This is a genomic window from Luteimonas sp. A534, assembly GCF_054072805.1.
This window is the reverse complement of record NZ_JBSVRR010000001.1, coordinates 353,044-376,502: the sequence shown is the minus strand read 5'-3', so window position 1 is coordinate 376,502 and position 23,459 is coordinate 353,044. Positions and strand designations below refer to the sequence as shown.

The 23,459-nt window shown below is 67.7% G+C and carries 18 protein-coding genes, 2 tRNA genes and 1 pseudogene; 9 read left to right on the top strand and 12 right to left on the bottom strand.

Annotation, left to right across the window (positions count from 1 at the left end):
• Positions 1–12: 12 nt before the first annotated feature.
• The gene (locus ACW5F0_RS01725; RefSeq protein ID WP_456998905.1) at positions 13–1,512 is read right to left on the bottom strand and encodes a transglutaminase-like domain-containing protein; all 1,500 of its coding nucleotides are present in this window, start codon (positions 1,510–1,512) and stop codon (positions 13–15) included.
• Between the two features lie 314 nt (positions 1,513–1,826).
• Here ACW5F0_RS01725 and ACW5F0_RS01720 point away from each other — a divergent pair, with 314 nt between their 5' ends.
• The 4 genes from ACW5F0_RS01720 to ACW5F0_RS01705 all read left to right on the top strand — a co-directional run bounded on the left by ACW5F0_RS01720 (position 1,827) and on the right by ACW5F0_RS01705 (position 6,613).
• A complete protein-coding gene (locus ACW5F0_RS01720) occupies positions 1,827–3,221 on the top strand; it encodes a C40 family peptidase (protein ID WP_456998904.1) in 1,395 nt (464 codons plus the stop codon).
• A 16-nt stretch (positions 3,222–3,237) separates the two neighbouring features.
• Positions 3,238–4,341, top strand: coding sequence for a dipeptide epimerase (locus ACW5F0_RS01715; protein WP_456964307.1), 1,104 nt, complete (start codon positions 3,238–3,240; stop codon positions 4,339–4,341).
• A 7-nt stretch (positions 4,342–4,348) separates the two neighbouring features.
• A complete protein-coding gene (locus ACW5F0_RS01710) occupies positions 4,349–5,188 on the top strand; it encodes a MurR/RpiR family transcriptional regulator (RefSeq protein ID WP_456964306.1) in 840 nt (279 codons plus the stop codon).
• Positions 5,189–5,359: 171 nt separating this feature from the next.
• Positions 5,360–6,613 (top strand): dicarboxylate/amino acid:cation symporter, encoded by a 1,254-nt coding sequence (locus tag ACW5F0_RS01705; RefSeq protein ID WP_456998903.1) that lies wholly within the window; start codon positions 5,360–5,362, stop codon positions 6,611–6,613.
• 103 nt (positions 6,614–6,716) lie between these two features.
• Here ACW5F0_RS01705 and ACW5F0_RS01700 read toward each other — a convergent pair whose 3' ends face one another.
• The 5 genes from ACW5F0_RS01700 to ACW5F0_RS01680 all read right to left on the bottom strand — a co-directional run bounded on the left by ACW5F0_RS01700 (position 6,717) and on the right by ACW5F0_RS01680 (position 11,260).
• Positions 6,717–8,348, bottom strand: a complete 1,632-nt coding sequence (locus ACW5F0_RS01700; RefSeq protein WP_456964304.1) for an FMN-binding glutamate synthase family protein — start codon at positions 8,346–8,348, stop codon at positions 6,717–6,719.
• A 93-nt stretch (positions 8,349–8,441) separates the two neighbouring features.
• A tRNA-Leu gene (locus ACW5F0_RS01695) sits at positions 8,442–8,529 on the bottom strand.
• A 102-nt stretch (positions 8,530–8,631) separates the two neighbouring features.
• Positions 8,632–8,719: transfer RNA gene (locus ACW5F0_RS01690), tRNA-Leu, on the bottom strand.
• A 34-nt stretch (positions 8,720–8,753) separates the two neighbouring features.
• Positions 8,754–9,983: an MraY family glycosyltransferase gene (locus ACW5F0_RS01685; protein ID WP_456998902.1), complete on the bottom strand. Its 1,230-nt coding sequence runs from the start codon at positions 9,981–9,983 to the stop codon at positions 8,754–8,756.
• A 269-nt stretch (positions 9,984–10,252) separates the two neighbouring features.
• Complete coding sequence (locus ACW5F0_RS01680; RefSeq protein WP_456964302.1) at positions 10,253–11,260, bottom strand: NAD-dependent epimerase; 1,008 nt, start codon at positions 11,258–11,260, stop codon at positions 10,253–10,255.
• A 98-nt stretch (positions 11,261–11,358) separates the two neighbouring features.
• On the opposite strand from ACW5F0_RS01680, the pseudogene ACW5F0_RS01675 reads away from it, so the two are divergent.
• Positions 11,359–11,769 (top strand): annotated as a pseudogene (locus ACW5F0_RS01675) (DNA polymerase ligase N-terminal domain-containing protein); the annotation flags it as partial.
• A gap of 222 nt (positions 11,770–11,991) precedes the next feature.
• Positions 11,992–13,995, top strand: a complete 2,004-nt coding sequence (ligD, locus tag ACW5F0_RS01670) for a DNA ligase D (protein WP_456999159.1) — start codon at positions 11,992–11,994, stop codon at positions 13,993–13,995.
• Between the two features lie 42 nt (positions 13,996–14,037).
• Here ligD and ACW5F0_RS01665 read toward each other — a convergent pair whose 3' ends face one another.
• The 5 genes from ACW5F0_RS01665 to ACW5F0_RS01645 all read right to left on the bottom strand — a co-directional run bounded on the left by ACW5F0_RS01665 (position 14,038) and on the right by ACW5F0_RS01645 (position 17,577).
• On the bottom strand, positions 14,038–14,538 hold the full coding sequence (locus ACW5F0_RS01665) for a YciE/YciF ferroxidase family protein (RefSeq protein WP_456964300.1): 501 nt from the start codon (positions 14,536–14,538) through the stop codon (positions 14,038–14,040).
• A 111-nt stretch (positions 14,539–14,649) separates the two neighbouring features.
• Positions 14,650–15,813: a zinc-dependent alcohol dehydrogenase gene (locus ACW5F0_RS01660; protein WP_456964299.1), complete on the bottom strand. Its 1,164-nt coding sequence runs from the start codon at positions 15,811–15,813 to the stop codon at positions 14,650–14,652.
• Between the two features lie 75 nt (positions 15,814–15,888).
• Positions 15,889–16,506 carry a DNA-3-methyladenine glycosylase gene (locus tag ACW5F0_RS01655; protein WP_456998901.1) on the bottom strand — a complete coding sequence of 206 codons (618 nt, stop codon included), beginning with the start codon at positions 16,504–16,506 and terminating at the stop codon, positions 15,889–15,891.
• Positions 16,507–16,526: 20 nt separating this feature from the next.
• Complete coding sequence (locus tag ACW5F0_RS01650) at positions 16,527–16,784, bottom strand: hypothetical protein (RefSeq protein WP_456998900.1); 258 nt, start codon at positions 16,782–16,784, stop codon at positions 16,527–16,529.
• 238 nt (positions 16,785–17,022) lie between these two features.
• Positions 17,023–17,577 (bottom strand): DUF2058 domain-containing protein, encoded by a 555-nt coding sequence (locus ACW5F0_RS01645; protein WP_456998899.1) that lies wholly within the window; start codon positions 17,575–17,577, stop codon positions 17,023–17,025.
• 165 nt (positions 17,578–17,742) lie between these two features.
• Here ACW5F0_RS01645 and ACW5F0_RS01640 point away from each other — a divergent pair, with 165 nt between their 5' ends.
• From ACW5F0_RS01640 to ACW5F0_RS01630, 3 genes are read left to right on the top strand one after another with little or no spacing between them, the layout of a single operon-like run.
• Positions 17,743–18,318, top strand: a complete 576-nt coding sequence (locus ACW5F0_RS01640; RefSeq protein ID WP_456998898.1) for a hypothetical protein — start codon at positions 17,743–17,745, stop codon at positions 18,316–18,318.
• An 18-nt stretch (positions 18,319–18,336) separates the two neighbouring features.
• Positions 18,337–21,897 carry a patatin-like phospholipase family protein gene (locus ACW5F0_RS01635; protein ID WP_456998897.1) on the top strand — a complete coding sequence of 1,187 codons (3,561 nt, stop codon included), beginning with the start codon at positions 18,337–18,339 and terminating at the stop codon, positions 21,895–21,897.
• Between the two features lie 5 nt (positions 21,898–21,902).
• On the top strand, positions 21,903–22,727 hold the full coding sequence (locus ACW5F0_RS01630; protein WP_456998896.1) for a CHAP domain-containing protein: 825 nt from the start codon (positions 21,903–21,905) through the stop codon (positions 22,725–22,727).
• A 95-nt stretch (positions 22,728–22,822) separates the two neighbouring features.
• On the opposite strand, the gene ACW5F0_RS01625 is transcribed toward ACW5F0_RS01630, so the two are convergent.
• Positions 22,823–23,407, bottom strand: coding sequence for a hypothetical protein (locus ACW5F0_RS01625; protein ID WP_456998895.1), 585 nt, complete (start codon positions 23,405–23,407; stop codon positions 22,823–22,825).
• Between the last annotated feature and the right edge of the window lie 52 nt (positions 23,408–23,459).

Below are 23,459 nucleotides of genomic sequence, written 5' to 3'. Positions count from 1 at the left end.
CTGATGGTTGGCTCAGGCGTTCTCATCCGTGACCGGTGGCAGCAGTTGCCACTCGAAGTCGTAACTCCATTGATCGAAGTACAGGTTCCCTCCCTCCCACTCCGCTTCGCCGCGCTGCAGGTCGACGGTCTCCGAACGCGAATGCCGCTTGGCCGGCACGAACTCGCGTGAGTAATCGTCGTTGAAGGCGATGCGGTAGGCATCCATGCCGCCGAGGTAGAACCCGGCGATCCCGGCGTCCGCGCCAGGCAGGCGCCCGAAGGTGACGTCCATCGGCACCCAGCCGTACGGGGCCAGGTACAGCCAGCCCCAGTCGTGCATGTTGTTGTATTCGCCGTCGGAGAAGATCCACCCGGACTGCCAGCGCGCGGGAATGCCGTTCATGCGCAGCAGGGTGATCAGCAGCAGGGTCTGCTGCCCGCAGTCGGCGTGGCCCTGCTCGAGCGCGTGCTCGCCAATGTTGGTGATGGTCGAGTACTCGCGGGCGCCGGCCCAGGGAATCGAGTCGACGGCGGCGAACAGCTTTTGCGCGATCCGATAAGGATTGGTTTCGTCCCCAACGACCTGCGCCGACTTCAGGCGCATCGCATCGCTGAACAACACATGCGGCGCGCGCTCGGCCACGTAGGGCGCAAGCTCCGGGGTGATCCCTGCAGGCACCACGCGCTCGGGGTCGATATCGACGTACTGCGCCTTGATCGTGAGTTCGTAGGTGACCGAAAACTCGGTGGGCTCGCCCGCCACCGCGGGCGCTTCCATGTGGACGGTGCGCTGCAGCGTGGATGCGGGCGCGAGCTGGTGGCTCGCGGGCACCGTCGCCTGTAGCTGGATGTCTTCCTGCTGCCCGGGGATCGCGCGCGGGAACGGCAGCCATGCGCGCACGGTCTCCCCGGCCGGCACCGCGTCGGGCTTCACCGTCAGCGACTGTGTCACCCGCACCCGTCGCGGCGCCACCGCGTGCTCGCCGGTGGCCAGCGCGGCCTCGCGCACCTCGACATGGTGCGGGTGCGCGGCTTCCAGCGGACTGTCGTAAAACTTCAGCGGCGTGGACCGGCGCCCACGCGCCTCCTCGCTCAGCCGATAGAGGTTGGACGGCCCGCGGTTGAACCAGCGGCGCTCGCCATCGATCACGCGCGCCTCGACCAGGCCCGCGGCATCCCAGCGCGCGAACTCGGCGTCGGTCATGTCCGGGATATCGCGGCGCAGGCGCGCCTTGGCGCCCGCTTCGTCAAGTCGGAAATCCATCAGGATCCGGCGCATGCGCTCGCGCTGGAACTCCAGTCCCATGCGCTGGTCCGACGACAGCGATGCATCCTCGAGCGCCGCAGTGATCGCCGCATCCGCAGCCTTGAAGTCACCGGCATCCACCAGCTGCACGATCGCCTCCGGCGCAGCCAGGCGCGCGCCGATGTCGATGGCGGCCGCGCCGATATCCCCTTCTGTGGGAGCCGCTACATCTCCTGTGGGAGCCGCTATAGCCGCGAGCTTTTCTCCGGATGCCGGAACAGCCATGACCGGCGTAGGAGATGTCGCCGCTATAGCGGCTCCCACAAAAGCGGTTCCAACAAAAGCGGCTCCTGCAAGAACGCGGGCGATGGCGCGTGCGAACGCGGGTGGCGTTCGGCGTGGGCCAGCGCTTTGCGCCTTCAGGTCGGATTTGCGTGCGGCGATCACAGAAGCGTCTCTCCTCGCCCCGGGGGTGCTGCTGAGGGCTGTGTAACATGGCCTTCATGGAGCGTCAATAATTTATTCTTTTCGATTGATTTCCTTGAATGATGTATTCCATGATGGTTTCCCGCATCGAACTGCCGGGAAGGGGACGATCCATGCGATTCACGGCTCTGCTCTTCAGCCTGTTGCTTGCACTGCCGGCCTCCGCGGCCGCGCGCGAGCCCGCTCCAACGCCGCCACCGCTTGCCGTTCCCGGTCTTGCGGAAGCCCACCTCACGCCCGATCACTGGATCGCCGCGTTCGCTGAGCCTGACCGGGTAATCCTCACGCCCGCGCAGATCGCGGCGCAGAACGCGCGCATGCATGCCGAAGATGCGTCCATCCATGGCCTCGAGGCGCTGCCTGCCCGGATCGATGGCGCACGGGTGCGCGGCTGGATCGAATCACTGTCCGCGCTGTCGGAGCGCGAGCGTTTCGACGTGCACGGCAAGCCCGTCACCCAGGGCGACCTCGAACGCATCCAGGCGAACCTCGCGCTCGACGCTGTGCCTGACAGCCAAGCGGCGCGTTACGGCATGGTCGTCCGCCGCGCCGACCTGCGCGCCTTCCCCACCCGCCTGCGCGTGTTCCACTCCGCCGGCGACACCGACATCGACCGCTTCCAGGAAAGCGCGCTGTTCCCCGGCGACCCGGTGGTGGTCGTGCACGAAAGCCGCGACGGCGCTTGGTACTTCGTCGTCAGCCAGCGCTATGCGGCGTGGATCGAAAAGCAGTACGTGGCCGAGGGCGACAAAGACGCGATCTTCGAATGGGGCCGGCGCGCGCCCTTCCTGGTGGTGACCGGCGCCACCGCGCGCACCGCCTACACGCCCGAGAATCCCGGCGTTTCCGACGTGCAGCTGGAAATGGGCGTGCGCGTGCCCGTGCTGGCCGACTGGCCGGCGATGGACGAGGTCAACGGCCAGCTGGCCGCGGCCGCGCACGTGATCGAGCTGCCGGTGCGCGGCGAGGACGGCGCGCTGTCGTTCGCACCCGCGCTGCTGCCGCGCTCGGCCGACGTCGCCAGTAACTACCTGCCGCTGACCGAAGCCAATATCATCCGCCAGGCCTTCAAGTTCCTCGGCGAGCGCTATGGCTGGGGGCATTCGTACAACGCCCGCGACTGCAGCGGCTTCGCGTCCGAGATCTACCGCAGCTTTGGCGTGCTGATTCCGCGCAATACCAGCGCGCAGGCGGTCAGTCCGGCGCTCAACCGGCTGCCCTTCGCTGCTGGCGACAGTCACGAATCCCGCCTGCACGCACTGCGTGAAGCGCGCCCCGGCGATCTGGTCTACATGCCGGGCCACGTGATGATGGTGATCGGCCACGTCGACGGCGAGCCCTTCGTCATCCACGACACCAGCGGCATGAGCTGGAAGCCCGAAGGCGCCGACGAGCTCGTACGCCTGCATCTCAACGGCGTGGTGGTGACGCCGGTCGTGCCGATGATGAGCAACGCGGCCACGCCCACGATCGACCGCCTCACCAGCATCCAGCGCATCCGCCCCTGAGCGAGCCCACACGTCCATGAAAATCACCGACATCCGGCTCGGCATGCTGCGGGTCCCGCTGAAAACGCCGTTCAAGACCGCGCTGCGCACCGTCGATACCGTCGAAGATATCGTGGTGATGATCCGCACCGACGACGGCCGCATCGGCTACGGCGAGGCCGCGCCCACCGCAGTCATCACCGGCGATACGCACGGCTCGATCATCGAAGCCATCGGCAAGGTCATCGGCCCGCGGCTGATCGGGCGCGACATCGCCGACCTCAACCGCAACGTGCAGCTGGTGCAGGGCGCGATGGAGCGCAACACCAGCGCCAAGGCCGCGGTCGAGATCGCGCTGTACGACCTGTGGGCACAGCTCTATGGCGCCCCGCTCTACCGCATGCTCGGCGGCGGCGGCGATCCCGTGGTCACCACCGACCTCACCATCAGCGTCGACTACATCGACAAGATGGTGGCCGACTCGCTGGCGGCGGTGGACCGCGGCTTCGAATCGCTGAAGATCAAGGTCGGCAAGGACATCGGCCTGGACATCGAGCGCGTCAAGGCGATCCACGCCGCGGTCGACGGCCGCGCCCTGCTCCGCCTCGACGCCAACCAGGGCTGGACGCCGAAGCAGGCCGTGTTCGCCATCCACGCGCTGGAAGACGCCGGCATCCACCTCGAACTGCTCGAGCAGCCGGTGCCCGCGCGCGACATCGAAGGCCTGAAGTACGTCACCGAGCGCGTGCACACGCCGGTGATGGCGGATGAAAGCGTGTTCGGCCCGGCCGAAGTGATCGACCTGATCCAGCGCCGCGCCGCCGACATCATCAACATCAAGCTGATGAAGACCGGCGGCATCTCCAACGCCGTGCGCATCGCCGACATCGCCGCCGTGCACGGCGTGGAGTGCATGATCGGCTGCATGATCGAGTCCGCGATCAGCGTCGCCGCCGCGGTGCACCTGGCGGTGGCCAAGGCCGGCATCATCACGAAGGTCGATCTTGACGGACCTTCGCTGTGCACCTTCGATCCGGTCGAGGGCGGCGTGGAATTCAACGAGTCCGAGATTGCGATCTCCGATGCGCCGGGGCTGGGCATCCGCTCCGTCCGCGGACTCGAGCCGCTGGCGGCAGGCTGACCGCGCCATGCCGCCGCTGGCGAAGATCAGAGGGGAGCGCGACCGGATGTCCGCCATCGAGCGGCGCATCGCCGACTTCATGATCGAGAACGCCCACCTGCTGCGCGACTACTCCTCGCAGCAGCTGGCCAATGCGCTCGGGATCAGCCAGTCGAGCGTGGTGAAGTTCAGCCAGAAGCTCGGCTTCAAGGGCTATCCGGACCTGAAGTTCTCCATCGGCGAATCGCTGGCGCGGAGCGAATCCGCCAACGGCGACGACGCCGAAACCACCGAAGCCGATCGCGGCGACGACCCGGGCGCCCTGCTCGCGGAGTCCCTGTGGCGGGCCAAGGGCGAGGCGGTCATGGTCACCCGGGCGCTCAACGCACATACCGACATCGCCGCGGTGGCCGAGGCGATCCGCGCCGCGGGCAAGGTCTACGCCATCGGCGTCGCCCACGACGGCCTCTACGCACGCGCGATCGCGATCAAGCTGGCGCTGATCGGCCGCACCGCCATCCACCTCTTCGACCCGGCGCTGATGGCCGTGGGCACCTCGTCCACCGCGCCCGGCGACGTGCTGCTGGTGCTGTGCGAGCACGGGCAGGAGGCAGCGCTGTGCCACACCGCGCGCCTGTTCCGGAAGCGTGGCGGCCACGTGGTCACGATTACCCGCCACACCGCGAACGCCCTGCGCGCGCATGCCGACATCGCGCTGCTGGTGAGCGCCCACGACCCGCGGCCGCAGGTGGAGCTGCTGCTCTACCAGGCCGCACTGCAGCACTTGCTGGACCTGGTGTTCCTGCTGCTGTGCGAGGACGAGGCCCACCTGCGGATGCTGGTGGAAAATGCGGCGCCGATCGAGTGATGATGCGGGCATGAGCGAATACCAACGTTATGTCCCCGCAAGGTTGATCGCGGCTATAGCCGCTCCCACAAACCACGCAACTGCAGGAACCCCGGCTTTTGTGGGAGCCCATGCTTTTGTGGGAGCCGCTATAGCGGCGATTGCCGCATCGCCCGGCGGGAACCACTGAGCATGCTCCGCATCTCCAACGCCGCCCGCGTGCTGATCGCCCTCGCGCTTGGCGCCATTGTCGGCCTCCTGCTCTCATACACCGATCCGGTGCTCGGTGCCCGCGCCGCCGACCTCGTGCAGCCGATCGGCCGGCTCTGGCTCAACGCGCTGCAGATGACCGTGGTGCCGTTGGTGGCGGCGCTGGTGGTGCTGGGCGTCAACGCCGCCACCGACGCCGCGGCCTCGGGCCGCACCGCGCGCCGGGCAATGGCTGTGTTCGCGGTGCTGTTGATCGCGTCGGGCACGTTCACCGCCTTCATGGCGCCGGGCCTGCTGTCGCTGGTGCCGCGCGACCAGGCGCTGGTCGACGGCTTCCGCCTCGCCATCGGCGCCGACGCGACCGTCATCGGCCGCGCGCCCTCGTTCGGCGAATGGATCACCACCGTGATTCCCAGCAATGCGCTGGCGGCGGCGGCAGCGAACGCCATGCTCCCGCTGGTGGTGTTCTCGCTGTTCTTCGGCTTCGCCGTCACGCGCATCGATGCCGAACGCCGCACGCGCCTGCTGGAACTCGTGCAGGGCATCGCCGACACCATGATCGTGGTCGTGCGCTGGGTGCTGTGGGCGGCGCCGCTGGGCGTGTTCGCCCTGGTGCTCGCGGTCTGCGCGCGCGTGGGACTCGCGGTGCTCGGTGCCCTGGGCTGGTACGTGCTGCTGCTGTGCACCCTGTACATCATGGTCACCGTGTTGCTGTACGGCGTGGCGCGGCTTGCCGCGAAGGAGCCCGTGCGCCGCTTCATGGTCGGCATCTTCCCGGCGCAGGTGATCGCCGGCAGCACCCAGTCCTCGCTGGCCTCGCTGCCCGCCATGATCGACTGCGCGCGCACCCGCCTGGGCTACCCGCTGCACGTGACCGCGCTGGTGCTGCCGATGGCGGTGTCGCTGTTCCGCATCACCAGCCCCGTCCAGTACATCGGCGTGGTGAGCTTCATTTCCTGGATGTACGGCATCGAGCTGGGCGGCGTGCTGATCGCCACCGCCATCGTGCTCTCGGCGCTGATCAGCATGGGTTCGGTGGGCCTGCCCGGGCAGGTCAGCTTCATGACCAACAACCTGCCCGTGACACAGGCGATGGGACTGCCGGTGGAGCCGCTCGGGCTGCTGCTGGCGGTGGACAACATCCCCGACATGTTCTCGACGGTCGGCAACGTCAGCGCAGACCTCACCGCCACGGCAATCGTCAACCGGATGGAAGATTCCGGCACGCCGTTGTAGGAGCAGCTATAGCTGCGATGGCGAGGTGTTGCGTGGCCTGTTGTTATCGGCGCTGCTGCGGCGTTGATCGCCGCTATAGCGGCTCCCACAAGAGCGGCGCGGCTCAGTGGCTCTTTGACATCCGCATCTCAAGCACGCTCGGCGGTGGCGCGAAGGTGTCGGGGCGCGACATTTCCCAGTAGTTCTTGAACACCGCATGCCGTTCCGGCACGCCGGCCAGGAGCTCGCCCTTCTGCAGGAACTGGTAGACATTGGCCAGCGAGCTCACGTGCATCTCGGATATCCGGCGCACGATGTGCTCGGGACCCAGCTCGGCCGGCGACGACAGGCCCGCCGCGCACAGCAGGTCGCGGAACGCCACCAGCGTGTTGCGGTGGTAGTGGGCCACGCGGTCGGCCTTGGCCTCCACGTCCAGGTGCTTCCAGCGGCGCGGATCCTGGGTAGCGATGCCGGTCGGACACAGGTCGTTGTGGCAGCTGCGCGCCTGGATGCAGCCCAGCGCGAACATGAAGGCGCGGCCCGCGTTGCAGAAGTCCGCGCCCATCGCCATGGTGCGCGCGAGGTCGAATGCGCTGGTGATCTTGCCCGCCGCGGCCACGCGAACGCGGTCGCGCAGGTCCACGCCCACCAGGGTGTTGTGGACCAGCATCAGCGCCTCGTTCATGGGCACGCCGATGTGGTTCATGAACTCCACCGGTGACGCGCCCGTCCCGCCTTCAGCCCCGTCGACCACGATGAAGTCCGGCAGGATCCCGGTCTCGCGCATGGCCTTCGCCACCCCGAACCACTCCCAGGGATGGCCGATCGCCAGCTTGAAGCCCACCGGTTTACCGCCGGCCAGCTGGCGCAGCGCGGCCACGAACTCAAGCAGCCCGATCGGTGATCCGAACGCCGAGTGCTGCGCCGGCGACACGCAGTCCACGCCCACCGGCACCCCGCGCGCCAGCGCGATCTCCGCCGTCACCTTTGCCGCCGGGAGCATGCCGCCGTGCCCGGGCTTGGCGCCCTGCGACAGCTTGATCTCGATCATCTTCACCTGTGGGTCGGCGGTATTGGCCGCGAAGCGCTCCGGATCGAAGCGCCCTTCCGCATCGCGGCAACCGAAGTAGCCCGAACCGACCTCCCACACCAGGTCGCCGCCGTGTTCGCGGTGGTAGCTCGAGATCGAGCCCTCGCCCGTGTCGTGATAAAAGCCACCGCGCTTCGCGCCCAGGTTGAGCGCCCGGATGGCGTTGGCCGAGAGCGAGCCGAAGCTCATCGCCGAAATATTGAACACGCTGGCGTCATAGGGCGCACTGCCCTCCTCGCCTATGCGGATCCGGAAGTCATGGTCGGCCAGGTGCGTGGGCACCAGCGAGTGGTTGATCCACTCGTAGTCCTTGCCGTAGACATCGTGGATCGTGCCGAACGGCACCGTGTCCTGCTCGCGCTTGGCGCGCTGGTACACAAGCGCCCGCTGCTCGCGCGAGAACGGCACTTCCTCGGTATCGCGCTCGAGGAAGTACTGGCGGATTTCAGGCCCCACCGACTCCAGCCCGTAGCGGAAGTGCGCCAGCACCGGATACAGCTGCCGCAGCGTGCTGGTGCGCTGCATGACATCGGCCAGGCCCAGCAGCGAAAGCGCCCCGGCCACAACCGCAAGCCACCACCAGTGCCACGACACCGTGAGCGCGAGCGCGATGCCAGCGAGCGTGGCGACGATGCAGGCAAACCAGGCGGAATGGCGGTAGGTCATCGATCACAACAGGCGGTCACGCGCCCGGGCGGCGCGGAGCCAATGATCACACACACACCGCATCCAGGCAGCCAGTCGCGCCGCGAATGCGAGTGGTGCCCGGGGTGGGAATCGAACCCACATGGCCTTGCGGCCGGAAGATTTTAAGTCTCCTGCGTATACCTGGTTTCGCCACCCGGGCCGGTGGTGCGGCCTGGTTGCAGGCACGCATCCCGGTCAAACGCACGAAGCGGGTTGCAGCGGCCTCGGTATCGGGCCGCCGCACGGGTTGGATGCAAAGCTGTGGTGCCCGGGGTGGGATTCGAACCCACGATGGCCTTGCGGCCCGGGGATTTTAAGTCCCCTGCGTCTACCGATTCCGCCACCCGGGCATGTGCGTCGGGGCTTCAAGCCCCGCTCGTACGCTCAGGCGACGTCGCGTAAACGCGGGCGCTCTTCGTCGTCGTCGGCCGACCCGCTGCCGGATCCGGTGGACGGGCCCTCCTGCGGGGCGGCATCGGCGGCATCGCCGCCGCCTTGGGCCGCAGCAGCGCGCGGGGCGGGTGTCCGCACGGCGGGGAACACGGGCAGCGCGCGGATGGCCGCGAAGAAACGCAGGGTGCGCGCGCGATTGGAGCTGAGCGCATACCAGCCCACGCACAGCGCCAGGAAGCCCACGAGGATCAGGCTGTTGGGCACGTCCATGCGCATCAGCTGGCCGGTGACCAGGCCGGTGCACAGGCTGAAGATCGCCAGCGCGACGGCGCACTGCGTGGGGCCGAAACCCGCGTCCTGCATGAAGTGGTGGATATGGTCACGACCGGCCGAGAACGGTGAGCGGCCTTCGCGGGTGCGACGCACGGTCAGCACCAGGCAATCCATGACGGGGATCGGGATCAGCCACAGCGCGAGCACGGGATTCACGGGGTGTCCGGAGTTCTGGGTCAGGCGGAACACCACCCACGCCACCACCAGGCCAAGCCAGGCGCTGCCGGCATTGCCCATGAAGGTCTTGGCCCGCTGCTGCCACGGGAAGCGCATGTTGTAGAGCAGGAAGGCGAACACCACGCCGGCGACCACCAGCGAGATGCGGGCCAGCGACGGGTTGCCGGCGTACAGCGCGGCAGCGGCCAGCATCGCAAGACAGGCTGCAACCAGCGAACCCGCAAGGCCATCGGCGCCGTCGACCATGTTGATGGCGTTGATGATGCCCACCGTGGCGAACACGGTGAACGGCACCGAGATCCAGCCCAGGTCGCCCATACCAAACGCGCCGCCGAGGTTCTCGATGCGCACGTCGGCGCCGTAGATCATGATCAGTGCGGCGACTACCTGGGCCACCACGCGCCAGTACCAGCGCAGGTCATAGCGGTCGTCGTACAGGCCCACGCCCACCAGCAGCAACGAAGCGACGGTGAACGACAGCATCGTTGCAGGCGCGTGTCCCGGCACGGCCAGGCCCATCACCACCAGGAAGCCGACCACCATCGCCAGGCCACCGATGATCGGCGTCGGATGCGCGTGGTCCTTGCGGCCCTGGGGGAAGTCGAGCAGGTTCAGGCGCCGCGCCCACGGATGCAGGAGCTTCAGCACGGCCCACGCCAGTCCGGCCGCGAGCACCGCATGAAACACACCTATTTCCAGCAACAACTCCATACGACTCCATTCGTTCCCGCGGCAGTCGGCGGGACGCGCGCGACCGGTCGCGAGTCTTCCAAGCAAACAACGTACCAACTGTTTGTGACCGTCTGGCAAACCGGACGGCGCGCGCCGTGAGGGCACACCCTGCCACGCTACGTGCATACGCAAGGTGACAGCGGCGGCACAGGCGTTATTCTGTGCTTTTGCTGCAATGCAGCGAGCTCGCTGATGCAGCCTGCTGACGCAGCGCGCGGGAGCAATTACCGCCACGCGTCAGAAGCGACTTACCGGTAGTAGTCGCGATACCACTGGACGAAGTTGGCGACGCCCTCTTCCACTCCCACCGACGGCCGGTAACCGACGTCCTGGACCAGGGCCGACACATCGGCCTCGGTATCGGGCACGTCGCCGGCCTGCAGGGGCAGCAGTTCCATGACCGCCTTCTTGCCCAGGCACTGCTCCAGCACTTCGATGTAGCGCAGCAGCTCCACCGGCTCTTCGTTGCCGATGTTGTAGATCCGGTACGGCGCCACGCCGCTGGTGCCCGGATCGGGGGCCTGGCCGTCCCAGGCAGGGTCGGCGGCCGGCACGCGATCGAGCGCCCGCACCACGCCTTCCACGATGTCGTCGACATAGGTGAAGCTGCGGCGGTGGTGGCCGTGGTTGAAGACCTTGATCGGTTCGCCGGCCAGGATCGCCTTCGTGAACAGGAACAGCGCCATGTCCGGCCGTCCCCACGGGCCGTAGACGGTGAAGAAACGCAGGCCGGTGCACGGGATGCCATAGAGGTGCGCGTAGCTGTGCGCCATCATCTCGTTGGCCTTCTTGGTGGCCGCGTACAGGGTCAGCGGGTGCTCGGTGCCCTGATGCTCGTTGAACGGCATCGCCAGGTTGGCGCCGTACACGGAGCTGGTCGACGCGAACACCAGGTGCTGCACGCCGTGGTGGCGGCAGCCTTCCAGGATGTGCAGCGTGCCGGTGACGTTGCTCGATACGTACACATGCGGGTTCTCGGCCGCGTAGCGCACGCCTGCCTGCGCCGCCAAGTGCACTACCCGGTCAGGCTTGTGGCGCGCGAACACGGCTTCCACCGCCGCACGGTCGGACAGGTCGGCCTGAACGTGCGTGTAGCCCGGCTGGTCCATGAAGCGGGCCAGGCGCGCCTTCTTCAGGTTGACGTCGTAGTAGTCGTTGAGGCTGTCGAAGCCGATGACCTCGTCGCCGCGCGCCAGCAGCTTGAGCGCGACGTGGCTGCCGATGAATCCGGCAGTGCCGGTGACCAGGACTTTCATGTGCGTGGCTCCGGGGAAAGCTGGAATGATACCGCGCCATCCAGCCTGCCCCGGGCGCGATCACGGCGGCACCACGGCGGCAGCCACACATTGCGCGCATGAGCCTCGTCGACTACCGGCGCAAGCGCAGCTTCGACCGGACCCGCGAACCGGAGCCGGGCAAACCGCTGCCACGCGGCCGTCGCGCGATCTTCGTCGTGCAGTTGCACCACGCCAGCCGCCGCCACTACGATTTCCGCCTCCAGGTCGGTGACGCCCTCAAGAGCTGGGCGGTACCGAAGGGACCGAGCTACGACCCGTCGGTAAAGCGGATGGCGGTCGAGGTCGAAGACCACCCGGTCGACTACGCCGCCTTCGAGGGCGAGATCCCCAAAGGCCAATACGGCGGCGGCCACGTCGCGCGCTTCGACCACGGCGTCTGGTCCACCGACGGCGACCCGGAAGCGCAGCTGGCGAAGGGACACCTGCGCTTCGAACTGTTCGGCGGCAAGCTCAAGGGTGGCTGGCACCTGGTGCGCTCCGGCAAGCCCGCGCGCCAGCCGCAGTGGCTGCTGTTCAAGGACAAGGACGCCTATGCGGGCACGCTCGAGGCCGATGACCTGCTGGCCGACGTCGCCGCGCCGCCCGCGGCCGACCTCAAGCGTGCCGGCGCCGGCAAGTCGGTCAAGAAGAAGCTCACCACCGCCCCCGCACCCGGCCGCCGCCGGCGCAAGGACTGGGCGAAGAAAGCGATGGCCCTGACCGGCGCCCGTCGCGGCAAGGCACCCACCGGCCCCTTCGAACCGCAGCTGGCCAAGCTCGGCAAATCCCCGCCCAAGGGCGAGCAGTGGCTGCACGAACTGAAGTGGGACGGCTACCGCATCCTCGCCACGATTGCCGGCGGCCAGGTGCAGCTGTGGTCGCGCAACGCGCTCGAGTGGACAGACAGGATTCCTGAAATCCGCGACGCCATCGCGGCGCTGGGCCTGGAGTCCGGCGCGCTGGACGGTGAACTCATCGCCGGCAGCGGCAGCAAGGAGGACTTCAACCTCCTGCAGGCCACCCTGTCCGGCGAGCGCCAGGGCACGCTCGCACTGGCGCTGTTCGACCTGCTGCATATCGATGGCGTCGACGTGGCCGCCGCACCGCTGATCGAACGCAAGGCCCTGCTGCAGGAGCTGCTTGCAGGCGTGCCCGGCCACCTCGCCTACAGCTCGCACATCGCAGGCGATGGCGACGCCGCGTTCAAGCTCGCCGGAGACACCCGTTTCGAAGGCATCATCTCCAAGCGGATGGACCGCCCCTACCACGGCGGCCGCAGCGACGACTGGCGCAAGACCAAACTGCTGGCCAGCGACGAGTTCGCGGTGGTCGGCTACACCGCGCCCAAGGGCAGCCGCGCTGGATTCGGTTCGCTGCTGCTGGCGAAGCCCGATCCCAAGCACGGCTGGCTCTATGTCGGTCGCGTGGGCAGCGGCTTCACCGACGCGCTGATGGCCGAAGTCACGAAGATGCTCGGCAAGGGCGGCAGCAAGACCCCCAGCGCCTACGTCCCCACGCAGGACACCGACCTGCGCAGCGCCACTTGGTTCGCACCGCGTTTCGTGGTCGAAGTCTTCTACCGCGGCATCGGCCGCCAGCAGCTCCTGCGCCAGCCCTCCCTCAAGGCCGTCCGCCGCGACAAGGACATCGCCGACCTCGCCGACAGCGATTCCTCCCCCACTACCCCCTCCCCTGTGGGAGCAACCATTCCTGTGGGAGCAGCTATAGCTGCGATTGGTACCGCCAAAATGCCCAAATCCAGATCGACCACCAAAGCCACCGCCAAGCCAGGCAAGACCACCAAGGACACGAGCGGCAAGAACACCCCCAAGACAGCCGCCAAGCGCGACCCCCCCACCCTCTCCAGCCCCACCAAGATCCTCTTCCCCGACATCCGCGCCACCAAGCAGGACGTCTTCGACTACTACACCGCCGTCATGGACCACCTGCTGCCGGAAATCATCGGCCGCCCGCTGTCGATCATCCGCTGCCCCTCCGGCACGGCGAAGGCCTGCTTCTTCCAGAAGCACCACACCGCCGGCCTCGAACTGGTGTCGTCGGTGCGGCTGAAGGAGGAGAGCGGCACCAACGCGCACTACCTGGTGGTCGAAGACGAAGCCAGCCTCCTCGAACTGGTGCAGTTCAACTCGCTGGAATTCCATCCCTGGGGTTCGCAGGCGGCCAATCCGGACGTCGCCGACCGCGTCGTGTTCGACCTAGATCCCGGCCCCGATGTGCCCTTCGCCCAGGTGAAGCAGGCAGCGCGCGACATCCGCAAGCTGCTGCAGCAGATGGAGCTGGAGTCATTCCTGCGCGTCACCGGCGGCAAGGGCCTGCACGTGGTGGTGCCCTTGAACCCCGGCTGCGACTGGGACCTGACCAAACGCTTCGCGCACGGCTTCGCCGACACGCTGGCGAACTCGCAGCCTGACCGCTTCGTCGCGACCGCCACCAAGAGCCGCCGCAACAAGCGCATCTTCATCGACTACCTGCGCAACGGCCGCGGCGCGACCGCCGTGGCCTCGTATTCGCTGCGCGCGCGCGATGGCGCGCCTGTGGCGATGCCGATCACGTGGGAGAGCCTGGGCAAGCTCCAGCGCGCGGACGCCTTCACCATCCGCGACGTCCCCGCCACGCTGAAGCGCCGGCGCAAGGATCCGTGGGCCGACATCGGACGCATCAAGCAAAACCTGGCGCGCTGGGCGAAGGACTGACGCTGCAGGAGCAGCCATAGCTGCTCCTGCAACAGCGCCAGCTCATGCCGCCTGTTTCGCGGCCTTCTGGTTGCCACCACCTTCGGCGATCATCGTGAGCTTCTCGTCGGTCGCCTTCTCTTCCTCCAGCGTCGCCTGCAGCAGCGGGATCGCGTCCGTGTAGCCCAGCTGCTTCGCCAACGCGCACAGCGTGCCGTAGGCGGCGATCTCGTAGTGCTCGGCCTTCTGCGCGCCGCCGATCAGCGCGGCATCGCGCACGGGGCCGGCTTCGACTTCGTCGATGGTCTCCTTGCTCTCTTCGACCAGGCCCTCCATGGCCGCGCACTTGATGCGCTTGAGCTTGATGCCCAGCATCTCGGCGACCTGGTCGATCCGCTCGATCTGGCCCAGCGTTTCCTCCAGATGGGCCTCGAATGCACCAGCGAGCTTCTCGGACTCGGAGTTCTTCGCCAGTCGCGGCAGCGCCTTGCTCATCTGCTTCTCGGCACTGTAGATGTCCGAAAGCTCGTGGACGAAAAGTTCTTCCATCGTTTTGACAGCCATGGGGGATTGCCTCGGTGGTTGGGGGAGCGGTGGACGCTACGCCGCAGGGCGATAGGCCCGGGTGAAAAATCGCGCGAAATCCGTCTACCGCACGTGAATTTTCCGGGCCCGTCAGGGCGTCAGGACGATCTTCCTGCAGTCATCTTCCTGGGCGTTGAACATCTCGTAGCCCTTGGCCGCGTCGGCCAGCTTCATGCGGTGCGAAATGATCACCTCCGGCGCCAGCCGGCCTTCGCCGATCGCCTCCAGCAGCTCAGGCATGAAGCGCTGAACGTGCGTCTGGCCCATCTTGAATGTCAGGCCCTTGTCGAAGGCGTCGCCGAACAGGAAGCCGTGGATGAAGCCCGCATACACCCCCGGCACGCTCACCGTGCCGCCGCGGCGCGTGGCTGCGATGCACTGGCGGATGGCCTTGCCGCTGGAGCCTTCCAGCTTGAGATTGGTGAGCACCGTCTCGGTGACGCTGCCCTTGGCCTCGAATCCAACGGCCTCGACGGTGGCATCCACGCCGCGCCCGGCGGTGGCCTCGATGATCGCCTCCGCCGGATCGTCGACCTCGTCGAAGTTGATCGGGATGACCCCGTAGGTCGCCCGCGCGAAGTCCAGGCGATGCGCGTTCTCGTCGATCATGAAAATCGTCTCCGCGCCCAGCATGCGTGCGCAGGCCGCCGTCATCAGCCCGACCGGACCAGCGCCGAAGATCGCCAGCGTGGAGCCCGGCTCCACCCCCGCATTGATCGCGGCCTGGTAACCGGTGGGCAGGATGTCGGACAGGAACAGCACTTGGTCATCGGACAGCACATCGGGCACCACCAGCGGGCCGACGTTGCCCTGCGGCACGCGCACCAGCTCCGCCTGCCCACCCGGAATGCCGCCGTACAGATGGCTGTAGCCGAACAGCGCCGCCGGCGGCTTGATCGACTTCGCATTCATGATCGCGCCGCGCCCCGTGTTGGTGGTCTCGCAGCAGGCGTACTCGCTGAGCAGGCAGTGGAAGCACGTGCCGCAGGCGATGACGAAGGGGATCACCACCCGGTCGCCCACCTTCACCCGCGTGACCGCCGGTCCCGCCTCCTCCACCACGCCCATGAACTCGTGGCCCAGGATGTCGCCATCCTCCATCGCCGGGATCTTGCCGCGGTAGATGTGCAGGTCCGAGCCGCAGATCGCGGTGGCGGTGACGCGCAGGATGATGTCGTCCGCGGCCACCAGCGAAGGATCGGGCATGGTCTCGACGCGCACATCGCGCGCGCCCTGGTAGGTGAGTGCTCGCATCGGCGACTCCTGGGGAAGTGGGGAGCGCCCACCCTGCGCCCGGACCGGTGAGCTTCGCGTCGTGCGCCGGTCAGGTCAGCCCCGTCGCCGCGGACCCGAGACGTGCGCATGCCCCGGCACATGCCAGCGCCAGGGCAGTTCGACCGCGCGCGTGATGCCGACGCGCGGCCCGATGACAGGCGCCGTGGGCGGCGGCGTGCCATCCGAGACAATGGCGATGCCGCGATCCCCGCTCACCAGGTCCGCGCCGTCGAGTTCGCCGGTGATGCCCATCGCCTGTGACAGTTTTCCGGGCCCACTGGCCAGGTCGCGATCGCGGCGCGCTTTCGGGCGCAGCGGACGCATGATGTCCAGGCCGTGCAGCGGCTCCAGCGCGCGCAGCAGCACGCCGGTGCCCTCGCCCACTTCGCCGCACACTGCATTGCTGCCCCAGTGCAGGCCATAGGTGAAGTAGACGTACAGATGACCGGGCTCGCCGAACATCGTCGCGTTGCGCGCGGTGCGTCCGCGGAAGGAGTGCGCCGCCGGGTCCTCGGTGCCCGCGTAGGCCTCGACCTCGACGATGCGACCGGCACGGCCATCAGCGCGCACCAGGATCGCGTTCAACAGTTCGGGGGCGACTTCAACCGGGTGGCGGCGGTAGAACGCACGGGGAAAGCGCTCGCCAAGCCCGGACAACAACCATTCGGTCATGCCGATCTCCTTCGGGGGCTTCACGCTAGCGTCGGGTTCGTGATTCCGACGCGATGGGCCCGTGGGCGCTGTCGCATGCGCGCGAGCGCTTCCGGGTCGGTCACCGCCCGCACGCGAGCAACGCCCAAGGCCTCGACGAGATAGCGCGCGTTCGCCAGGCGGCCATCGGCCCAGCGCACGCCCACTTCGCGCAGCAGCGGCGCCACCACGCGCGCTACCAGCACCGGCACCGGCAGCGTGGCGATCGCCACCGACAGGTCGCGGTCGAACACATCCACCTGATCTGTACACCCGCAAGTTGTACGGAACCGCCGCTGAGGCTCGGCTTCGACTTGGCCATTCCGACAGCCCTGGTCTGGTTCCGCAACTGCCTCCGGTTGCGGAACCAGCCAGAGGCATCGGCGGCTGATCGAACGGGGATGGGGGACTATCCGCAGCGCCCGATCATCGACCTGCCCGCAAGCCGGCTGGAAGCGCTGGAGAGTTTCCAAGGAATGCGATCGCAGCTGGCGCCCCTTACCAAACCAGATCATCCGGCACCTGGAACTGCGCGTAGTACGCATCGTCCTCGGACGTGGCCGCTTCAGGCGCACTCCCCGCCGCCTGCCCGTGATCCAGCACGATCATGTCCGCATCCCGCTCGCGCACCTTCTCCGCCGCCGCGCGCGGCAGCAGCTCATAGCGCTCGCCCAACCGCACGATCACCACCGCCCCCGACGCCAGCATCTTGCGCAGCTCCTCATTGACCAGCAGCGCGCGGATGGCGCCGTCAGCGGTGAAGCGGTACTCGCTCTCGCCAAGGATCGGCAGCTTCTTGTCCTTGATGATCTGCCGCGCCTGCGCATGGAGCTCGGCGACGCGCGCCTGCGCCTTGCGCTCCGCCTCGAGCGCACGGTCGCGCTCGGCCTTCTCGATGCGCGCGCGCTCGGCCTCCAGCTGGATCTCGTTGGCCTCGACCGGCGCCTTCCCGTGGCGCGCCTTGTTCTGCTGGCGCGCGACTTCGGCGACCTTGGACTTCTTCACGAGTCCGGCCTTGAGAAGTTGTTCCTGGAGGGGGTTGGCCTTGGCCATGGTGGGGTTCGCCGTCGGGTCTGCCGCCCATCATACCGGCGGTCTGCAACGGCGCCCCCCGCGCATGCCCGGTTCCGGCGAGCTTCGTTGCAATCTGGCCGATCCGCTTCCGCGCGCCCGTTGACCCGATACCGGGCCCGGGGCTGAGGTCCAGGAGGGGGAGCGATGAGCGACCACATGTCATGGGTCACCAGCTGGGAACTCTGGCGCAAGGCGATCGGCCCCCAAGGCAGCAGGCAGCGGCGGAACGTCGAGAAGTTCCTCGAGATGCACCCGGCCATCCTCTACTGGGGCGATTCCTGGTTCAGCACCCCGCTCTACCTCAACCTTGCGCGGCAGAGCGCACGCCGGATCAACGGCTTCAGCATGATCATCGGCAAGCCCGGCGCGCTGGCCGCCACCCTCTTCAGCGCACGCGAAGTCGACCGCATCGGCGACCGCGTGGCCAACAATCCGTTCGACCTGGTGTGCCTGAGTGCCGGCGGCAACGACTGCCTCTCCGACCGCCTCACCGCGGCCTTCCGCGAGTGGACCACCGCGCCGGGTACGAAGCCGCCGAAGATCGACGCCGCCGCGGCCTTCGACATCTTCCGCGACGCGAGGCTGCTCGATCGCGTGGTCGACGCCTACGTGCGCGTGCTCGACCGCCTGCAGACGATCCAGGCCAATTCGAGGCCCTCGCCACGCGCTTCAACCATGCAGTGCGGACCGCCCTCCCGGCGCGGAAGCGCCATGCCGTGAAACCCTGAGACAGCCAGCATGCAACCAGGACAGGATCCCCGCGTCTTCGGCATCGAAGCGCGCAGAGATGCACACCGCGAGTTTGACGCGCATGTGGACGCACGCAGGCAGAAGGCCGGCGTCAGCAACGACCCGCCCGGGCCGTGGGGTCTGGCGCTGTCGGGTGGTGGCATCCGCAGCGCCACCTTCTGCCTGGGCCTGGTCCGAGGCCTCGCACGCGCGGGCCTGCTCAGGCACTTCGACTATCTCTCGACGGTGTCCGGCGGCGGTTACCTCGGCGCCAGCCTGGGGCGCCTGTACAGCAGCCAGACCGATGCGGCGCAGGTCGAGGAAGGCGTCGCCAGCGACCATTCGATGTGGCTGTGGTGGCTGCGCAACAACGGCCGCTACTTGACGCCCGCCGGTGCGAAAGACCTGGGCTTCGCCACCGCGTCCATCGTCCGCGGCGTGATATCGACCCACCTGGAGATCGGCATCCTGGTCCTTGCGATGGCAGCGCTCGTGCTGCTGCCGCATTTCCTGGTCTCGCTCTTCCCGCCCTTCCACGCCGGCACCTTCTGGAACCATGAGCTTGCCAGCACCATGCCCAGCGTCTGGGGCTGGCTGCTGCTCCTGCCGCTGTTCGCCTGCGTGCACCAGATCTGTGCCTACTGGTACACGCGCGACCCGCACACCGTGACCAGCGCCGGGCTCATCGGCGTCGTCGTGGCTGCATGCATCGCTTTCTCGGGCAAGGCGGGCATGGATGCCGCCGAGGCCGCGAAGACCATGGGTCAAGCGGATGCCACAAGCGATGCGTACGCCGTGGTGAAGCTCATCTTTGCCTTCCTGGTGCTCGCGCCGGTCACCGCCGCCATCTCGCACGCCAAGCAGCAACTGCGCGGCATCCCGCCCTCGACGCAACGCCTGGTGCGGACCAAGCGCCTTTCCTACGGCCTTTGGGCGCTCGCGATCGCATTCCTGCTGCTGCTGTTGGACTGGACCACCTGGCAACTGACGCGGCTGTTCTGGAGCGGCGACGTCCAGCACGCGGTCACCCGGCTCGGCGGCACCATCCTGGTGGTCGCGGCGGTCGGCCGGCTGGTGCTGCCGGAACTCCAACGCTGGATGGCGACCAGCAAGGGGCCGAGTCTCAACCTCGAGCGCATCCTCAACATCATCGGCATCGCACTGGGTCTGCTGCTCGCCGTGCTGTGGACCGCCCTGCTGAGCGTGCTCATCTTCCCGGAGGCCACACGGCTGGCCTACTGGGGGCCGGGTGCGGAATGGAGCAAGCTCTGGGACGGGTCGCCGCTTCCCTTCTTCGTCCTGGTCTGCGCGGTCTGCGCGCTCTACATCCTGGCGACCCTGCGCAGCTACGACCTGCTCAACCTTGCCTCGCTGCACAACTTCTACCGCGCCCGCATCGAGCGCGCCTACGTGTCGTCGGGCAACTGCGGTCCGGACGGCGGCGGGCGCTTCGGCGGTTGCGCGCTGGATCCGGTCAGCCCCGAGCGCACCAGCCGCATCGCGCCGCTCACCGAAGCCGTGCCGGGCGACGACATCGATCTCGGCGAGTACCGTCCGCACGAATACGGCGGTCCCATCCATCTGGTGAACTGCTGCATCAACCAGTCAGTGGACGATCGCACCGGGCTCTACAACGCCGACCGCAAAGGCGTGGCCATCGCGGTCAGTTCCCTGGGCGTGGAACTGGGAACGAACTTCCCGGACGGCGACACCGGCACGGCGCGACGCGCGAAGCTGTCGCAATGGATCGCCATCTCGGGCGCTGCAGCGAGCACCGGCATGGGCTCGCGCACCTCCACGGGGTTCGCGGCGCTGTTGTTCATGTCGGGAATCCGCCTCGGCTACTGGATGCCCTCGCTGGTGAAACAGGCCGCCAAGGGGCCCATGGACTGGCTGCTCGCCAAGGCGCCCAAGCCGGCCGCGGTCGTGGCCGAATCGCTCGCCCGCTTCCCCGGCCTGGCCTCCCCGGTCTGGTACCTCTCCGACGGCGGGCATTTCGACAACACCGGCATCCACGCGCTGCTGAAACGCCGCGCGCCGGTCATCGTGGCCGCCGACTGCGGCGCCGACCCGAAGTACCTGTTCGCCGACCTCGAATCCCTGGTGCGCAAGGCCAAGATCGACTACTGCGCCAGGATCGAGTTCATCAGGCCCGGCAGCGGCGTCCTGCCCGAACCGCTGGACCAGATACTGGGCACGCCCGAGACCATCCAGCCCGGGCTTGGCAAGCAGTGGCTCGTGCTTGGCCGGATCAGCTACGACGATGGCAGCACCGGCGCCCTGCTGGTGGTGAAGCCGCGCCGCATGGATGCGATGCCCTTCGACATGGTCGCCTACGCCGACCGCGCCCCCGACTTTCCGCAGCAGACCACCGGCGACCAGTTCTTCGACGAAGCGCAATGGGAGAGCTATCACCAGCTGGGCCTGCTCATGGGCGAAGCGGTCACCCCGGCGCTGATCGCCGACGCGCTGGCCGTGGTGCGCTCCGACAAGCTCGCCACGTCGAGCCTGGAAGACGCCGAAAAGCAGTCGGCCGCGTCGGCACTGGCGGTGGCCAAGAGCGACCGCAGCAAGCGCGCCGGCCTGACCGCACGCGCCACCCTGGGCGCCGGCCTGTCCCTCAGCTTGCTGGTGGCGGCGTGGCAGGGCATCGAGCAATACCGCGAGGCCAGGCGGGACGCCCAAGGACTGTATGAGGAGCAGGCACTCGTGCTCAGCCAGAGGATCCAGGGCGAACCGGTGGAAGCCCTGCTGGAGGAGGAGTTCGCCCAGGTCGCAAACGGTTCCGCGCTGCGCGAGGACGGCCGCTTCCAGGTCGTGCTCGACCGGCTCGCTGCACGCTGCGATTCGCTGGCGGATGCCGATGACGCTTCGCAATGCGTGGCCCTGCACCGCAAGGTGGCGCCGCTGGTGAAGTACAGGCCCCAGCCGTATTACGACTACTGGTTCGCGGACAAGCGCTTCGCCTACGACGATGCGGTGTCCGCACGCGATGCCGCACGCGCCGCTGACATGCCGGCAGCAGGGGCGCCCATGGAGGCATCCGGGGTGGGGGCAGCTGCGACGGATACGGCCGAAGCGGCGGATGGAGCGGTCCTTGCGGCTGCGGCCCCGGCCGCGGCCACCGATCCGACGCTGGACTGGGAAGACGTTGCGGCGGCCGACCCCGCGCCCCCGCCGCCCGCACCGGCAGACACGCTCGCCGCACCACCTGCCCCCTGCGCCGACGGCGTCCGGCTGTTCCTGCACGCCTACGACGCCGGGAGCATTCCCTATGCTCAGGCAGAGGGCGCACGCCTGGCCTGGGAGCTGGGCGCGCCGCCGCAGCCAGTGGACAACGTGGTCGAGACCGCCAGCCGCAGGGGCACCGCCCCACCCTTCGTCTGGACGCGCACGGCCGTGGTCTATCCCGCCAACTCCAGCCCGGCCTGCGTGGCGCGTGCCCGGGCCGCCATGGGCGACGCCGTCCGCATGCAGCCGATCGGCTTCGGCACGCCCGATACCTTCGAACTCTGGATTCCCCCGCGCACCGTGGCATCGCCCGGGCCTGCGGCCACACAAGCGAGGTAGCCACCATGTCCTTCAACTCCCTTCCCCCGGGATGGACCTCGCGTCCGGCCTTCCCGGGACGCGTGATCAAACTCGGCGAAGCCGACAGCGCCATCGTCAAACTGGTGCAGGAGCGGCTCAACTTCACCGGCTGCGGCCCACTGCGCGTCAGCGGAACATTCGACCGCGACCACACCGAGCGCGCGGCCAAGCTGTTCCAGGCCCGTTACACCGATGTCACCGGCCAACCGCTGGTGGTCGACGGCAAGATCGGCAGCCTCAGCTGGGGCGCGATGTTCGGCGAAGACACGACGCCCGCAAGCGCCGGCCCGCCGTCGCGCCTCCTGGGGGACGTCCTGGACGTGGCACGCCGGCAGATCGGCGTGCTCGAGAAGCCGCTGGGTTCGAACCGCGGCCCCGAGGTCGACCTCTACCTGCAGGCTGTGGGCCTGAGACCCGGCCGCAGCAGTTACGCCTGGTGCGTGGCGTTTACGTACTTCTGCTTCGACACCGCCGCGCGGCGGCTTGGCTGTGCGAATCCCCACGTGCGTACGGCTGGCGTGCTCGATCACTGGAACCGCGCCCGGGACAACCGCGCGGCGAAGCGAATCACCCACACGGCCGCAGTCAACGACCCCGGCCTGGTGCAGCCGGGCCAGCTGTTCGTGATGGATTACGGCGGCGGGAAGGGACACACCGGACTGGTGCTGGAAGTCGCGAACGGTCGGCTGACGACGATCGAGGGCAATACCAACGACGGCGGCTCGCGTGAGGGCATCGGCGTGTTCCAGCGGGACGCGCGGAAGATCGCGGGGGTCAACAAGGGGTTTATCGATTACAGCGCGGTATGAGGACGGGCGCCCGACCGACGGCGGGCGATCCAGGGCGGGTGTTTCGAGCAGTCGAGCCGTTCGAATAGACCTCGGCAATCGCTTGGACCACAAACTCAGCCGGGCCAGATCGCCGTCATGGTCGCCTTGTCGATCCGGATCACAGTCTGCAAGCCCTGCAGCCTGCGGATGACCTCGTTCTGGTAGTGCTCACTTCTTCCCTTGGCATCGTCCAGCACCCGGTCAACAACCGGTCTGATGCTCTCCCTTGTCAGCTCCAGGTATTCATCGAAGCCAAGATCAAGAACACGCTGCAGGTCGGCCTGATGCATAATTTCCGGATCGTTGACGTGCTCGTCCTCCAGAATATTCGTCATTTCCAGGCAGAGAAGTTCGGCAATTGCATGCCGCTGCAACATGAGCAGATCCCCCTCCTCCAGAGCATAGACCCGCTTGAGCATGAGAATGTATCCATACTCGCGCTCCGAGATCCGATGGTCGTCCAGCGCGAGCGCAATGTAGTGAATGACAAAGTCCGCCGCGTGCCAGCGAACGTCATCGTCTGACGCGGCAGGATCTCGAACCAAGGAGAAGCCTTGTGTTTCCAGCTTGTCCAGACATTGCGAGAACACCTCCGAAAACTCCCGCTCCGCGCGATAGCTCCTAATGGCTTCTGAAAGACAGACCGGCATATCAGCCATGCCTCACCCCCTAGCATTCATTCCATAGAAAAATCTAAGCGGAAGTCTTCGC